Genomic DNA, 14,730 nt, shown 5'->3' on the forward strand with positions numbered 1-14,730 from the left:
CCACACCGAAGGCGGGGAACTTTTATGGGGCCGGGGGCCGGGTGGGGGGAACGTAGCGAATTAGGTGGGCGGCGATGAGCTGGCCGGTGCGGGGAGTGACGCGCACGGCGGCTTGTTGGCAGCGCGCGATGAGGCAGTGGCTGTAGAGGTAGGCGTCGAGAGCGGCGAGCTCGGCGGCGGTGAGGTTGACACAGTCCGGGTCGAGACAGAGGGCCTGGAGCCAGAGCTGCGAGAGGCGATCGCTGTAGGACTGCTGAGCTTCGTAGGGCTGGCTGCGGTGCGGTTCTTTGAGCTTGAGGGCTTCCAGGCGGGCGATCAGGGCTTTGAAGTTGACGTGGCGACAGAGATGGGCCTGCTCGAACTCGCGGGCCATGGCTCGGGTCAGGGCCTGGGCCAAAGAGCGGGGGGTGCGGGCGATCGGGCGATTGCGGGCGCGGGGTCGGTCGGGCACACAGGTGAGGTCTTGGGTGCGGGCCTGGTGCATGGCGCGGGCGAGCTCGACTTGGGCGATCGCAGCGGGCGATCGCAGCAGATCCAGAGACTGCACCAGATCCAGCACCCGCGCAAAGTCTTCATCCAGGGCCCGGACCACCTCCAGCGCGCGATCGCGCACCGTCACCAAAAACAGCAGCGCCGCTCGCTTGGCCGCTGGCGGCATCGAGCCGCCCGTGCCCTGGGTCATGGCGTCTGCCCACATCAGCAGCTGCTGCAGGCGCGGCGTCTGCAAAAAGCGCCGACTGCGCCGCTCCATCCGCACCAGCAGGTCATCTGCCCCCGATCGCATCAGCCCCGCCACCAGCAAAAAAACTTCCTGCCAGCGCTCATCGGTCAGGTGTCGCTGCACCAGCGCTGCCCCTTGGTGATGGTCGTCTAGGTGCTGGGCCGTCAGATATTCCTGCAAAGTCAGGTGCGAGAACGAAAAGACATCCTCCGCCCGCTCCACCAAAATGCCCTGCTGAATGGCGATCGCGTCCAGGATGCGCTCCCCGTCCAGGTGGCGCGGCGCATTCAGGTTATTGGTCAAAAATTCCTTGATTTGGCTGACGATCTCTCGTTTTGAGAAAAACAGGCGATCGGCCTGAAATCCCTCGTAGGCAATCTCCGCCAGCAAAATCTCCTCTAGCTCCGTATTGAGGCCTTGGTAGATCTCCTCCCGCATGATGCGCTTTTCGGCCGCCCACTCCTCCAGCAAAATCCGCAGCGCCTTGCGGTAGAGATTGCTGCGATTGGTTGGGAAATTCTGGGAATGGTCATACACCAGGCACAGCAGCGTCAGCAGCAAAGGCGTATGGGCCAACTCCTTCGCCGCCGCATTTTCCGGCTTGTGGAGCAGCTCCCAGCACTTTTGGGCTGTGCCCGCGGCCCGGTCCATCTCCGAGTGAAACCAGTTGTTGATAAATTGCTGAATCTGGGCCAAGTCAAAATCCGCCATGGCCACATCGCTAAAGCGGCGGAAATTGTGGCGATAGGCCGCCACGCGGCAGGAAATGATGAAGCGGTTTTGGTCGTAGCGATCGACAAAATCCTGGATTTGGCAGATGGCTTCGTCAGTGTTTTTGGTGGGCACCTCGTCGAGACCGTCAAACAGCAGCAGCAGCTTGCCCGCCTCTAGCAGCTTGCGCGTGGCCTCTTCGGAGGATGGGAAGCCGCAAATCTGGAACTCCTGGGCGATCGCCTCCTCCAGGTTCGCGCAGCCATTGGCAAAATTCTTCAGCTCCAGCAGCACCGGAATACACTCGTGCAGATAGGCTCCCTGGACCCCCTTGAGGGCCTCGAGGCCAATCTTGCGCAGAAACGTGGACTTGCCCGCACCAGGACCACCGAGGACCATCAGGTACGGTTTCTCGTTGGCCACCGTAATGCCATCCAGGCGCGAGGCAGCCTTGGGCTGAAACCCTCGCCGCCCCGATCGCCGATAGGCCTGCTCCAGCGACTCGATGGAGTCGTACCAGCGCATACCTGCCCGATCGAGAAACTGCACCGTGGTGTAGATCGTTTCGAGGGGCACCGGTTCGCGCATCCCCAAGACCTTGAGCTGGCCGTGGCGCCCTGCGTAGTTGTGCACATACTGCTCCGCAGCCAGCGCCAAGATGCGCTCGGGCGTCTCGTCGAGGCTGCGTACCCATTGCAGGAGCCGCCCGCCTCCCTCAAACACGGCCCGATTCATGATGCTCGCCAAGCCCATACTGGCCGCCTGAATCACAATGCGCTCAAATCCAGTCATTGGTTCCAAAGCTCAACAACAGCCGCCTCTAGGGCACGCGATCGCCCCTTCTAGGCCCTGCCCCATCCCGGTAGCAGGCCCCGGTCCCTGCCAAAAACTTTGCCTATCCTAGGAAAAAAGGCAACGGGATCCAATCACAGCGTTCCCAGGGGCGATCGCCCCTGGAGTTCCGTCTGGAAAGGGCGATCGCCGACATGGTTTCTACCTTTAGCGCCTTTTGGCACCCTCTCCCCCAGTCAGACGTCTATTGCATCAGTCGTTCACCCCGTTGCCCACCCTCATTACGCCCTGAAAGTTTCAATCATGTTGAACCCTTATCGGATTGCCTCCTTCCCCCTCCTTAGCTTGCTCGCCTGGGCCAGCCTCACCCTACCCGCTCCGGCCCAAGACAATCTGTCAGCGCCGAGCGACCCGGCCCCTGCCGCTACTGAAAGTGCCCCCTCCAGTCGCCCCTTGGCCCGCGCCTGCATCACCGAAGCCATCGTAGGCAGTGACGGCCTCACCAGCATTAACCCCAACCTCAATCGCGCCAAAAACCTCGCTCGCCAAGCCGCCGAACGGACCAACGGCGGCCTCGGCAACTACCGGGCCGAAGCCGCCATGTACGGCCCCATCGAAGGAGTTTCCTGCGTTGACAACGGAGACGGCACCTGGAGCTTCCGGATTCTGGGCGGTGCTCCAGGCGCAGAACCGACCCTCGAAACCGTCGTCGTTGTGAACCAAAACGACGGCACCTCCCGCATCGACTACAATGGCGAAATTCGCAACATCGAGGGCGATCGCCCCGTTGCAGAGCGCCCCAACCAGCTCACCCTGGTCAACCCCAACGCGCCCGGTCTTGCGCGCGCCCGCAACCTGGCTCGCCAAGCCGCTGAGCGCGCCAACGGCGGCCTCGGTAACTATCGGGCAGAGCCTGCTATGCACGGCATCAGCGGCGACATCCCGGTCCAAGACACCAGCGACGCCTGGATCTTTACCTTTCGGGGGGGACGCCCAGGCGAAACGGACTACTCCACCGAGAGCGAGGTGAGGGTGAGCAAAGATTTCGCCAGTATCACCGTTGACTACAACGGCCCGATTCGGTCAGCATCCGACAGCTAGTTTTTGGCGGGCAGCCCCACGATGCGGGCGATCGCCCGCCCCCTCTGCGCCCCGTCCTCTCCGCCCCACACATCCCCATGCGCCTCGGCAAAGTTGTCAAATCCAACTCCCACTGCGATTACATCGTGCAGGTGGACGACCCCATGGCAGTCCTCCATCCGCCCGAGCCAGATGACTACGGCTTTGGCAGCTTTGTCCGGCTCGAAAGCCCCGAGCGCCACTGGGCCGTGGGCATCGTCTACAACTCCCAGCTCTTCAATCCGCTGTTTTTGAATACGGGGCCGCGCCTCTCCAGCGAACCAGACCCACTCTTTACTCCCGACTTGATTAATGAGACCCGGACCCTGCTGGGCACGGTGCTCATCGGTCGGCTAGAGCAAGAAGCGGGCCAGATCTGCGGGTGGCAGGGTATCCCGCCCGCTGTCGTCCCCGTGGACACCCCGGTCCTCACGATGGACGCCGATGAAATTCACCGCTTTCATGTAAACGCCCAGGGTCAGCCGCAATTTCGCTACTACAGCCTTTTGTTGCGCTATGGCGGTAACTTTGCCGCTCACCTCGCCCAGCAGGTGCTGATGGACCTGGCCAACAGCGAGCTGTTTTCGGGAGCAGATCGGCGGGCGCTAGAGATCCTGTGCAAGGAGCTCACTTGGAAAAACACAATGGGGGCGATGCGCTAATCTGACATTAGAAGATTTTAAAGAACATTCACCATAACGCAAAAACTCGCGTTTAATGGTGAGATAAGCGCGCGATCGCCCCAAAGGTCGCGTTAGCTCTCTTTAAAAACGAAAAACCGACAGATTTCAGCTTGAAGCCTGCCGGTGCAATGTGTGTTCCCTGTTGATGACTCGGCTAAAGTTGAGTCAACTGTAGTATCCCAACTCACCTAGACAAGGATTGCGATCCAGATCAGCGATGCTCGTGATCCTTGTCACCGTCAGTTGGCCAGAATTCAGCCATTTGGCGGAAGAAATTTCAGACAGAAACGTATTTTTCGAAACATCTAACCGTAGGGTGGTTGTGTAACAATTGATCTACGGATTAAGTTAAGTATTGTTACGTGATTTCCTAAACCCGCGATGTTTCCTCAAGTTGTGTCCGATAGCTCCGTTAATCATTTCAAGTTCTGGCATGACGGCATTCATGAGGGGATGCGGTTGGGCGGCCGCCTGTATGGCCATGTCCGCTCCTACGGCATGACAGAGCGTTTGCAGGCCTACGAGCTAGCCTGCGATCTTTCTCAAAAAGCTTTGGATGTTTGCGTGACCTGCGCGGAGGTAGGTCCACGGATGGGCTACGGCGTTTGGGTCAGCCTGCAATCTCTCCAGCAAGCAGGCGCCATGGGCCAAGAAGCCGTATCTGAGCAAGCAAGTTTGTATTCCTAAGCACACAGGCGGCCTATTAACTCGGTGCTGACGCTTCACCACGCTCATCCTTGGGATCTGTCGCTTGCTGAGGCCAAGGCAGTTCAGGAGTCTCTGCGCGACAAGGTCATCGTGCAGGATCACTTGGAGGCGATCCGCTATGTTGCAGGGGTTGATGTTGGGTTTGAAGAGAATGGAGCGACTACGCGAGCTGCGATCGCGGTTCTACAGTTTCCAGAGCTACGCCTAGTCGAAACGGCGATCGCCCGCCGTCCCACAAGTTTTCCTTACGTTCCTGGCTTTTTGTCTTTTCGGGAGATTCCGGCGGTTCTCGACGCTCTAGAGCAGGTGCGTCAGTGGCCGGATCTGCTGCTGTGCGATGGCCAGGGTCAAGCCCATCCTCGCCGGCTAGGCATCGCGTGCCACTTGGGAGTACTGACAGACCTGCCGGCGATCGGCGTGGGCAAATCCCGTCTGGTGGGCACCCATCCTGAGGTGCCGGACGAGCGGGGTGCTTGGGTTCCTCTGGTGGACAGGGGCGAGGTGATCGGCGCTGTGCTGCGATCGCGCGCCAAGACCAAGCCCCTCTACATTTCGGTGGGTCACCGGATCAGCCTGCCCACAGCCCTCGAGTACGTGATGGCCTGCACGCCCAAATATCGCCTACCAGAGACAACGCGCCAGGCTCACAAACACGCGTCTGGCTTGATTTAGAGCCTTTAAACTTTCTGGGCTATGGGCTTCCTGGGCTTTAGGGAGCGAGGCGCGCCAGAGTCCAGGCCCCGGCCTTGTGGCGGTAGACGATGCGATCGTGCAAACGGTTGGGGCGTCCCTGCCAAAACTCAATTACTTCTGGCACCACCCGAAAGCCGCCCCAGTGGGGAGGACGGGGGATCGGCTGATCTTCGCCATACTGAGCCTCTAGCTCGGCCAGGCGCTGCTCAAGATCTGCGCGATCGTCCACGATCCGGCTCTGGTTGGAGGCCCAGGCTCCTAGCTGACTACTGCGGGGGCGGCTGTGAAAGTAGGCGTCCGACTCCGCGGCAGACACCTGCTCCACTCGGCCCTCGACGCGCACCTGACGCTCCAGCTCTGCCCACCAAAACACCAGCGACGCCCAGGGATTGGCCAAGAGCTCTTGGCCTTTGTGGCTCTCGTAGTTGGTGTAAAACACAAAGCCCTGGTCATCTAGGTTTTTTAGCAGGACCATGCGCGCCGAGGGGCGGCCATCGGGGGTGGCACTGGCGATGGTCATGGCGTTCGGTTCTGGCAGCTCCGCCGCGAGGGCTTGCTCAAACCAGCGGTGAAACTGGCGGAACGGGTCAGAGTCTACGTCTTGTTTGAGGAGTCCCTGACGGGTGTATTCTCGGCGCAAATCCGCGATCGCCGTATTCATAGCGCACTCTCCTAGGGAAAAACGAGGTTGGGCCATCAACACAGCCCATTTCCAGTATGTTCTTTTCCCAGACACCAAGAAACCCGGCGAAGCCCCAAGGTTCTGGGGTTGAGCGCCGGGCTTGCATCAATCAGCACACCGGAAAAGCCAACAATTTTCTAGGGGAGGCCGATCGCAGAGCACTCAATGCGGCGGAAATTGCTCCCAACGCCGCCCGGTCCTGACTCAGCGAGCCAGCCGGTGACGCCGTAGCGATTGATCGGCGCCCACACCCGTCCACCTTCGGCTCCAGACTGAGTCTGGGTATTGCCGGTGATGCGGAAGCCTTGGCCACGGCTGATCAGCCCCTTCGCCGCCGAGGCTGCGGTGGGGTTGGTACGGATGGTCATGGCCTCCAGACTGGTCACAATCCCGCAGGCTTGGGACTGGGGCGGCTGCTCAGTCGGTGGATTTGCAGGCGGGTTCGCAGGCGGATTGGCGGGTGGATTCGCAGGTGGATTCGCAGGCGGCGTCGAGGTACAGGGTTTCAAGAAGGTTGCCAAGATGAAACCCGTGCTTGGATTGCTAATGCGAATCCAGCCAAACGACGGGTCATTCACAGGGCCCGCCAGGGTGACGCGCGTACCTGCATTCAAGTCAGCAACGCGCTCGGATGCGAGGTCGGCACTGCCGTAAACCCGCTCGAGACGACTGAGTTGTCGACACTGGGCTGTGGTCTGAGCCAGTTCGATAGGAGCAGAAGTGGAAGCCTGGGGACCGGCGGGAGCAGGTTGATTGGCGGTGGCGGGCAGGGCCGCGACCATGCTGGAAAATAGCCCGACGGTGGCAAGGGACCTGAATGCTTTGATCGTCATTCTCACACCAAGAATGGGGGCATATGCCGGAAGATTAGCACGAGCCAGCGAAAATGGAATCTCCTGCAAGATTGTCTTTAAGTATCGGCTTAATATTCGTTCAAACGGCGGCGATCGCCCCCATTTGACATCTGAGATTTGCAGAGCAAAATCACCAAAAAAAGGGCGCGATCGCGCCCCCAGATCAGCTGAATTTTCGTTAAACCCACTTGGCGCTAGGGAGTGCGATCGTGCTTGAAAGAATTGAGCCACTCGCGGAGCTGCTCGGCAGCAACGTCGCGGCCTCCCAGACCAAAGGCCAGAGCAATGGCAACGGCGATCGCCCCCAAGAGCAGACCAAAGGCCAAGTTCACAATATTGGTCGCAATGCCCATCTGCTGGAGGGCCATGGCGCCCGTCAAAGCAATCACGGCAATGCGGGCCGTCTGGGCCAAAATGCGGGCCTGGGAGCTACCAGAGCTGGCGATCAGGCCAAAGGACAGGTTCGCCAGGTACAGGCCAATGGCGAACACCACAATCCCCGAAAGGACGCGGCCCGACACCACCACCAAGCCCGTGATCAACGTTGTGAGGGCTTCGATTTCCAGGACATTGACCGCAGCCACCGCCGCGAACAGCATGATGCCCACGAGAGCCACAAGTCCCACCACCTCAGAGGGAGTGCGCTGGGGCACGGACGGCTGGATCGAGGTCACCGTCGGCGTAGACGTCGCGGCATCTGACGGCATGACGGGCGGCTCCACCGGCGTCCGGGCCATGGGCGATCGCAGGCCCAGCCAGTTAAAGACATTATTGAAGCCGAGGCTCGTCAGAATGCTAGACACCAGTTCTGAGACAAACTGACCAATCACGTAGGCCACCACCAAAATAATGGCCGCCGTGAAGATCTTGGGCAGAGAGCCGAGAATGTCGTCCAGCATGGCGATCGCCGGTGCCGAAATCGCCTCAATTCTCAGCGCATTCAAAGCCGCGATCGCCGTCGGAATCAGCACCAGCACATACACGATCGTGCCAATGATCCACGACAGCGACTGAGAACCCGCCGTCGATCGCAGCCCGACCCGATTGCCAATGCGATCGGTCCCCGCCGCCGCCAGCAGATTGGTCACAATGCGGCGCACCACCTGGGCCACCAGCCAGCCTGAAAACCCAATCAGCACCGCCGCAAACACATTGGGCAAAATGCCCAAAATGCCATTGAGCATCTCCTGCACCGGGCGCAGCGTCCCCTGGAGCTCCAGAGTACTCAGCACCGACGGCAAAAACAGCAGGAAAATGAACCAATACACCACATTGGCGATGGTCTCACTCAGCGAGTACGTATCAGCCGCCGGGGCCGTCGTCGCAGACGTCGGTGCTGCCCTCGCCATCGTGGGATCCGCAGAATCCATCGGCATCGCCGGACTCTCCGGCGGAGACGTCACGTGAGTCCCCAGCTTTTCATCTAGACCAATGGTCATAAGAGCCCGCTCAATGACCAGCTTGGCAATGGTCGCCAGAAACCAAGCCAAAGCCAGCAGTGCTGCCGCCCCCGCGACCTTGGGCGCATAGCCCAAAATCTGGCTGAGGAACACATTGAGCGGCTCCGAAACGCTTGTCAGCTGCAGCGACTGGAGCACTGCCACCACCGTAAAGGTGATGACCACCCAAAACACCGCTCCAGCAATCCAGTCTTCAATCTTGGGGGCTGTCTGGGCTGCCGTCGAAGGTCCGCTCAGCCAGGAAGCCACCCGATTATCAACATTGGTGCGTCGGAGCAGGCTGCGAGTCACAGAGGCCATGAGGGCCGCCAAAATCCAGCCCACCAACAAAATGACAACGGCTGCAACGATTTGCAGCACAAATCGACTCGTCTGTGAGGTTGCCACTCCTTCCATAAAGCCCGGAGCGTTTTGAGCTAAATGGATCGATAGGGGAAACCCCATAGTTAATGAAGTATCTGACCAAAGTTCATTCATGGTCTTTTGAATGTCAATTTACTTATTGGCTAAACGCCAAAATTCCTTTCGTGGCGTGATCCCTGTGCTGGCCGACGATCGGCACAGCGTAGGCTTCTTCTCCCCGTGCGAGGAGTCGCATTTTTGAGTGAGGCGACGCCTAACCCCACTATTTGGCGCAAGATCCCAGAATTTATGTTGACTGAAGGAGTGCAGCAAAGAATCTGAGATCGCCGTGGGTGGGTATAGTCTTAGCCCCACTCAAGCGCACCAGAAATTAACAGAAAGTCGTTTGTCTCTGGAGTGATTTGACACGCAAACAATACCTATCTTTCTGAAGACGTGTCATCTATCTTTATAGAGAATCAAAGGCGATTAGCTGAGTATTTAGTGATTTTTTAACAATAAGTAGGATCTAATTGGGTCCAGCATCGTCAGACGAAGTCTAGCGAGACTACAGTTTCTCTGGCACAGTTAGGCATTTATTCTTAAATTTATTCTTAAGAAAAGGTGATCTGGTGCCGCAGTTTTTGATGAGGCATCTTCCGAGGGTAAATTTTAGGCATTATGGGCTATCAAGTTTTTGAGCAAAGTATTCAGATTCGCGCCAGCGCCACGGTGGTGGAGAAGTGCTTCACCGATCGCGACTTGATGCACCGATGGCTCAATCCAGCGCTGCGCTGCGATCCCATCGGTCCCTGGAGCACCGATCTGGGCAGCCAAACCCGGTTTGTGATCCAGATTCCGCTGCTAGAGCCGTCCCTCAAAAGTACGGTCGCGGAGCGAGAAGCGGGGCTGGTGGTGTGGGAGTTTAGCGGTTTTTTTCGGGGGCGCGATCGCTGGGAGTGTCAGCCCCAGCCCCAGGGAACTCTCTTGCTCAATCGCTTCGAGTTCGAGATTCCCAATCCCCTGGTTCGGTTTGGGTTCAATGCTTTTGCAGCGAAGTGGACGCAGGCGGATATGCAGGCGCAACTGCGGCGACTCAAGCGAGTGGCCGAGGCCGAAAATCAGCGCTTTCAAGACTAGGACGACGTTAAAAAGCGACTGAGAGAGTCTGACCCCTATAAACGAGATAATTCAGCCAATTAAGGCGATCGCTCGGCGATTTTGGTGAGCAGGCGGCGCACCGCGTCGGCGTCTGAGGCGAAGGGCGATCGCGTCAGGTAAGCTTCCAAATCCGTCGCGGCCTGGGTCCACTGATGGAGCTGGTAGTACAGGACACCGCGATCGCGCAATTCGGCGTCGGCGTCCGGCATCACCAAGAGAATCCGATCGACCATGGACAGGGCAGATCGCAGATCGCCCCGCTGGTGGTGGATCAGCTTGAGGTTGGTGAGCATGCGGGTGAGAAACTGTCGGGCGCTCACCGGCTGCAAAAACTCGGATTTCAGGACCGTTGGTCGGCCATAGACCTGGCTGAGGCGCTGCTGACAGTCTTCGCGAAACAGCACTTCGCCGTGATAGAAGGCGTCGACCCATACTTCCATGTCGTCCACGACGGGCCGCAGCAAAAAGTGCCCCGGCAGGCCGACGCCCACCATGGGAAAGTCGAGGCGCTTGGCGATTTCGAGGTAGACCAGGGCGAGGGTGATGGGAATGCCGGTGCGGCGATCGAGGACTTCGTTGAGGAAGCTGTTGCGGGGGTCGTAGTAGTCCTGGGCGTTGCCGCTAAAGCCGCGATCGCCGTAGAGAAACTGGCTAATGGCGTTGAGGATGCGCAGGGGGTAGCGCTCGGCAGGCAGCTGGGGGGCGATCGCCGCCGCCATGGCGTCGAGCTGCCCCAGGTAGGCCTCCACGTCCAGGCCGGGGTAGGTTTCTTGGGCAATGTAGAGGGCGGCCCGGGCCAGATTGATGTCGGCCTCAGGCTGACTGATTTCGGCCAATAGGCATTGGCGCGATCGCTCATGCTCGACCATGGTGCTCTCCTGGTTCAGCGCTGTGGGGGCTACTCACTGGCCCGCAGCCGGCGCAGCAGCCAGTCAAAGCGAGCGCGGGCCGTCTCCAGGGAGTCCAAGAAATGGGGGTTGAGGCTCAGCTCCTCAAAGGGCACCTCCGGCAGCGGGTCTTTGCCATAGCCCAGCCGCGTGACGGTGCCCCGCAGCCGATCGGACAAGAACATGGCCAGGGCGCGATAGAAGCGGGACGCAAAGGCCAAGTCGAGGTCGAGCTTTTGCAGCAGGCGATCGCGGGGGATCGCCCATACCAAACAAGACTCCAGCGCCTTGACGGTCGCTGAGGGGGGCCGCGAATCGACAAAGGAAATTTCGCCGACGACCTCGCCGCTGGTCAGCACCGCAAGCTCGCGATCGCCCTCCGCCGTCTCCAGCACCACCGCCAGCCGACCTTCCAGCAAAATATACAGCGCGTTAATCGGCTGGCCCTTGTGAATCAGGCTCTCGCCCGCCGTCAGCTCTTCTCGGCGGCCCGTGGTCAGCATCCAGTCCACGTCTGCATCGTTTAGCTCCCCGAGGATAAACAGGGCTTTTTTCATCGGTCTCTTGGACTTTTGTAGTTAAGCGTAATAGTCGATACACCCCAATCCCAAAAACAGCCAGTTTCGGCCAAATCAGCGATCCCCAGCTATTCCCCCATCTCCAAGGTAACAGCCAAGCCCAGCGCTTTGAGAGCAGCAAAGTTGCGGAATCTCCCGCGCTCCCTAGGCCAGCGGGGAATAGTCGGCCCCCGAGCCGTACTGCCACGCCTGCAGCCAGCGATGGTAATAGTAGCGCTGCGCGGGCGAGAGCGATCGCGTCCAGGGCTCGATGGCGCGGCCCACCGGATAGAGGCCGGTGTACAGCGCCAAGCGGCTATAGTGGCTCATCCAGTCCAGCAGGGACGGCAGACCCACCTGAGGAATGACCTCCACGACCCGCGCTGGCGCCGTCAGGGAGGTGCGCATCAGGGCCAAAGACAGGGCCGGAAAGCGCACCACGTCTTGCAGAAACGGCTTGAGGACGGGGTCTCCCAGGGCCGCCATCGAGTCAAAAACGCTGACCAACAGCTGATTGATCTGGTTGGGGGCGATCTGCTGCTGCACGCCCACGCTCATGGTGCGCTGGAACAGCCAGGTCACCGACAGGTTGGGCTGGTAGGGCTGGAGCAGCGCCAAACCCCGGCGATCGAGGACGTCCGCTGTCAGGGCTTCGCCAATGCCGTCGGTGAGGCGCTGGAGATGGCGCAGCAGGGAGCCGAAGCCGCCAAAACTCAGAGGGGACTGGCTGCCGCTGCTGTCGCCGATCTGCAAGATGCGGTCCCAGGGCGATCGCAAGGGACTCTGGCGGTAGCAGGGAAAAAAGCCAAACAGCGATCGCTGAATCGACAGGGCCGCGAGGTCCACCTGCTGATACTCCGGCAAGAGGCGGAAATAGTCCTCAAACAGCGCCTCCAGGCTGGGCCGCTCCGGGTGGGCGTCCACATAGGTAAACAGGTAGGTCGTGCGGCCATCGCGCGCCGGAAACGCCTCCCAAAAGTATTGGCACTGGCCCGCAATGGGCGTGAAGGACACCAGCAAATCCCCCGTCTCATTCGCGGGATAGCCCTGGGCGCAGGTACCCACCACCAGGCACACCCCGTCCGGCTTCTGGCCCTGGCGCGCCTGCTGCACAATGGGCGAAAAGTGGCCCATGCCGTCGAGGAGCAGCCGCGCCGTCAGGACGCTACCGGATTCTCCGGTGGACACCGCCACGCCATTGGGATGGACCGTCACTCGCTGGAGAGGGGTCTGCTCCAGCAGGTGTCCCCCCGCCGCCAAAAAGCGCGCCTTGAGCGTCTCCAGCAAAAAGACCGGATCCACCCCCACATTCAGGACGTTCTCGACCCACAGGTCCGGCCCGCCCAGGAAACTGACTCGGGCCGGGTTGTATTCCGTGGCGATCGCCTGCTCTAGCTCCTCCGGCGTCAGCAGCTCCAGATCCAGCAAAACCTGCAGCTCGTGGCGCGAGATATTCCACTCCTGGTCTCGGCCCCGCAGGGTGCTGCGCTCGATCAGGGCCACCCGCCAGCCCCGCTGGGCCAGGGCCGCCCCCAGGAAAATGCCCAAGGTACCACCGGCCACGATGACGTCCCAGGCGGGCGCTTCTCCGGGCTGGGGGTCCACGGTCACCACCTCGGGCACCGGCAGCGTCCCTTCCCGCAGCGATCGCCAGCGCTGGTCAGCCTGGCGCAGGCCGCCCAGGGCATCACCCGGCAGTTGGGACAGCAGTTGTTCTGTTAGGGTCATGGTTCTAGATCTTCTAAGGGCGATCGCGCTACAGTTCCGGCGCTTCGCCGCCCACCACCACATTGCGGATGCGCAGGCTCGGGCCGCCGCAACCCACAGGCAGGCCGCTCTGGCTGCCTTTGCCGCAGCCGCCGGACTCATCCCAGAAGAAGTCGTCCCCGATCGCCTCGATATCCGCCAGCGTCCGAAACACATTCCCTGACAGCGTCACATCCCGCACCGGCTCCGCCACTTCGCCATTGCGGATCATCCAGGCCTCGCCCGCCGTAAAGGTGAACATTTCGCCGTTGGTCATGCCCCCGATCCAGTTGCGGGCGTAGACTCCCTCGGTAATGTCGGTCATCAGGTCCGCAACCGGCGTTTTGCCCCGCTCGATCCAGGTGTTGGTCATGCGCACGATGGGCGGGTAGTGGTAGTTGAGGCAGCGAGCGTTGCCCGTGGGGGCTTCGCCCAGCTTGCCCGCCGTCTCGCGGGAGTGCAGCCGACCCACCAAAACGCCGTCCTGGATCAGCTGGGTGGTCGTCGCTGGGGTCCCCTCGTCGTCGTAGGCGTAGCTGCCGCGATGCCCTTCTGGGGCCGCCCCATCAAAAATCTGAAGCTCCGGCGGCCCAAAGCGCCGCCCCAGGGTCATCACTTCCAGCAAATCCGGGTTTTCGTAGGCCATGTCCGCTTCGGACAGGTGGCCAAAGGCTTCGTGAACGAACAGGCCCGACAGGATCGGGTCGATCACCACGGTGTAGGTGTTGCCCTGGACCGACGGCAGCGCTAGGGCGTCTACAGCCCGGCGGGCCGCGCTGCGGACCTGGTCATCGAGACCCAGCAAATCCTCGAAGGCGCGGCGCGATCCGATGGTTTCGCGCCCGGTTTGGACCGTTTCGCCGTTGCGGGCCGTGGCGGCGAAGCGCATTTCCAGATCGACCCAGGACTGCTCTAGCAGGGTGCCGTCGGAGGTGGCTAGGATCATGCGCTGGGCGCTGTCGCCGTAGCGCACCGAAATGGTGGTGATGCGCGGATCCACGGAGCGGAGGATCTCAGCGTAGCGATCGCACAGCGCCTTTTTCTGGGTCAGGGAGACTTCCCGGGGATTGGTGCCCGTCAGCGCCAAGCGGCAAATGTCCCGCACCGGGTCAACGGGTGCCAGCAGGGTCTCTTCGTCGCCGACCATGCGGGCCGCCGAGATCGCGTCTTCCACCCGATCTTTGAGGCCGCCAAGCTCATTGAAGCTGGCAAACCCCCAGCCGCCTTTGTAGCAGGCGCGCACCTGACCGCCGATGGAAACGCCCTCGCTGAGGGTTTCGATCTTGTCGCCGCGCAGCAGAATATCGGTGCCGTCAGATTCTTCTAGACGGATCGCCAGATAGTCCACGCGATCGCGGTATTTGGCGATGAGGTCAGACAGGAGGTTTTGGGCATCAGCTAGGACAATTGACATAGGACACGTATCGGGCACACTGTCTTCCATTGTGCTACCAATTTCGGGTGGACCCGTGTTTTTGGAGCAATGCAGCTTGGGGAGCTTCAATCCCCCTGGCGTCTGGCAACGGCTATTGCGACTTGTTGGTTCGGTTCTACAGCTATTCACGCCCGACAAATCCCGCTACTTTCGTATATAGAACGTCGTCTTTCCCGATC

Annotated in this window: 13 protein-coding genes; 5 read left to right on the forward strand and 8 right to left on the reverse strand. The window is 60.4% G+C overall.

Going from position 1 to position 14,730, the window contains the following annotated elements:
* Positions 1-22 precede the first annotated feature (22 nt).
* Positions 23-2,224, reverse strand: a complete 2,202-nt coding sequence (locus tag GEI7407_RS16405; protein WP_015173325.1) for an NACHT domain-containing NTPase — start codon at positions 2,222-2,224, stop codon at positions 23-25.
* A 303-nt stretch (positions 2,225-2,527) separates the two neighbouring features.
* Here GEI7407_RS16405 and GEI7407_RS19725 point away from each other — a divergent pair, with 303 nt between their 5' ends.
* The 4 genes from GEI7407_RS19725 to nfi all read left to right on the forward strand — a co-directional run bounded on the left by GEI7407_RS19725 (position 2,528) and on the right by nfi (position 5,406).
* Entirely contained in the window at positions 2,528-3,325 is a 798-nt protein-coding gene (locus tag GEI7407_RS19725) for a hypothetical protein (RefSeq protein WP_015173326.1), read from the forward strand.
* Positions 3,326-3,402: 77 nt separating this feature from the next.
* Positions 3,403-4,005 (forward strand): hypothetical protein, encoded by a 603-nt coding sequence (locus tag GEI7407_RS16420; RefSeq protein WP_015173327.1) that lies wholly within the window; start codon positions 3,403-3,405, stop codon positions 4,003-4,005.
* A 402-nt stretch (positions 4,006-4,407) separates the two neighbouring features.
* The gene (locus GEI7407_RS16425) at positions 4,408-4,713 is read left to right on the forward strand and encodes a hypothetical protein (RefSeq protein WP_015173328.1); all 306 of its coding nucleotides are present in this window, start codon (positions 4,408-4,410) and stop codon (positions 4,711-4,713) included.
* A gap of 27 nt (positions 4,714-4,740) precedes the next feature.
* A complete protein-coding gene (gene nfi, locus GEI7407_RS16430; RefSeq protein ID WP_041269165.1) occupies positions 4,741-5,406 on the forward strand; it encodes a deoxyribonuclease V in 666 nt (221 codons plus the stop codon).
* 37 nt (positions 5,407-5,443) lie between these two features.
* On the opposite strand, the gene pdxH is transcribed toward nfi, so the two are convergent.
* The 3 genes from pdxH to GEI7407_RS16445 all read right to left on the reverse strand — a co-directional run bounded on the left by pdxH (position 5,444) and on the right by GEI7407_RS16445 (position 8,900).
* Entirely contained in the window at positions 5,444-6,088 is a 645-nt protein-coding gene (gene pdxH / locus GEI7407_RS16435) for a pyridoxamine 5'-phosphate oxidase (protein ID WP_015173330.1), read from the reverse strand.
* 158 nt (positions 6,089-6,246) lie between these two features.
* Positions 6,247-6,942: a hypothetical protein gene (locus tag GEI7407_RS16440; protein WP_150109812.1), complete on the reverse strand. Its 696-nt coding sequence runs from the start codon at positions 6,940-6,942 to the stop codon at positions 6,247-6,249.
* Positions 6,943-7,157: 215 nt separating this feature from the next.
* Positions 7,158-8,900 (reverse strand): mechanosensitive ion channel, encoded by a 1,743-nt coding sequence (locus GEI7407_RS16445; protein ID WP_041268501.1) that lies wholly within the window; start codon positions 8,898-8,900, stop codon positions 7,158-7,160.
* Positions 8,901-9,446: 546 nt separating this feature from the next.
* On the opposite strand from GEI7407_RS16445, the gene GEI7407_RS16450 reads away from it, so the two are divergent.
* A complete protein-coding gene (locus GEI7407_RS16450; protein WP_015173333.1) occupies positions 9,447-9,905 on the forward strand; it encodes an SRPBCC family protein in 459 nt (152 codons plus the stop codon).
* Positions 9,906-9,964: 59 nt separating this feature from the next.
* On the opposite strand, the gene GEI7407_RS16455 is transcribed toward GEI7407_RS16450, so the two are convergent.
* The 4 genes from GEI7407_RS16455 to GEI7407_RS16470 form a co-directional block, all read right to left on the reverse strand.
* Complete coding sequence (locus GEI7407_RS16455) at positions 9,965-10,795, reverse strand: SirB1 family protein (protein WP_015173334.1); 831 nt, start codon at positions 10,793-10,795, stop codon at positions 9,965-9,967.
* 29 nt (positions 10,796-10,824) lie between these two features.
* Complete coding sequence (locus GEI7407_RS16460; protein WP_015173335.1) at positions 10,825-11,370, reverse strand: cyclic nucleotide-binding domain-containing protein; 546 nt, start codon at positions 11,368-11,370, stop codon at positions 10,825-10,827.
* 165 nt (positions 11,371-11,535) lie between these two features.
* Positions 11,536-13,098, reverse strand: coding sequence for an FAD-dependent oxidoreductase (locus tag GEI7407_RS16465; protein ID WP_015173336.1), 1,563 nt, complete (start codon positions 13,096-13,098; stop codon positions 11,536-11,538).
* A 28-nt stretch (positions 13,099-13,126) separates the two neighbouring features.
* Positions 13,127-14,530 carry a TldD/PmbA family protein gene (locus tag GEI7407_RS16470; RefSeq protein WP_041268502.1) on the reverse strand — a complete coding sequence of 468 codons (1,404 nt, stop codon included), beginning with the start codon at positions 14,528-14,530 and terminating at the stop codon, positions 13,127-13,129.
* Between the last annotated feature and the right edge of the window lie 200 nt (positions 14,531-14,730).

Origin of the sequence: Geitlerinema sp. PCC 7407 (assembly GCF_000317045.1) — a bacterium.
In the GTDB taxonomy this organism is placed as follows: Bacteria; Cyanobacteriota; Cyanobacteriia; order PCC-7407; family PCC-7407; genus PCC-7407.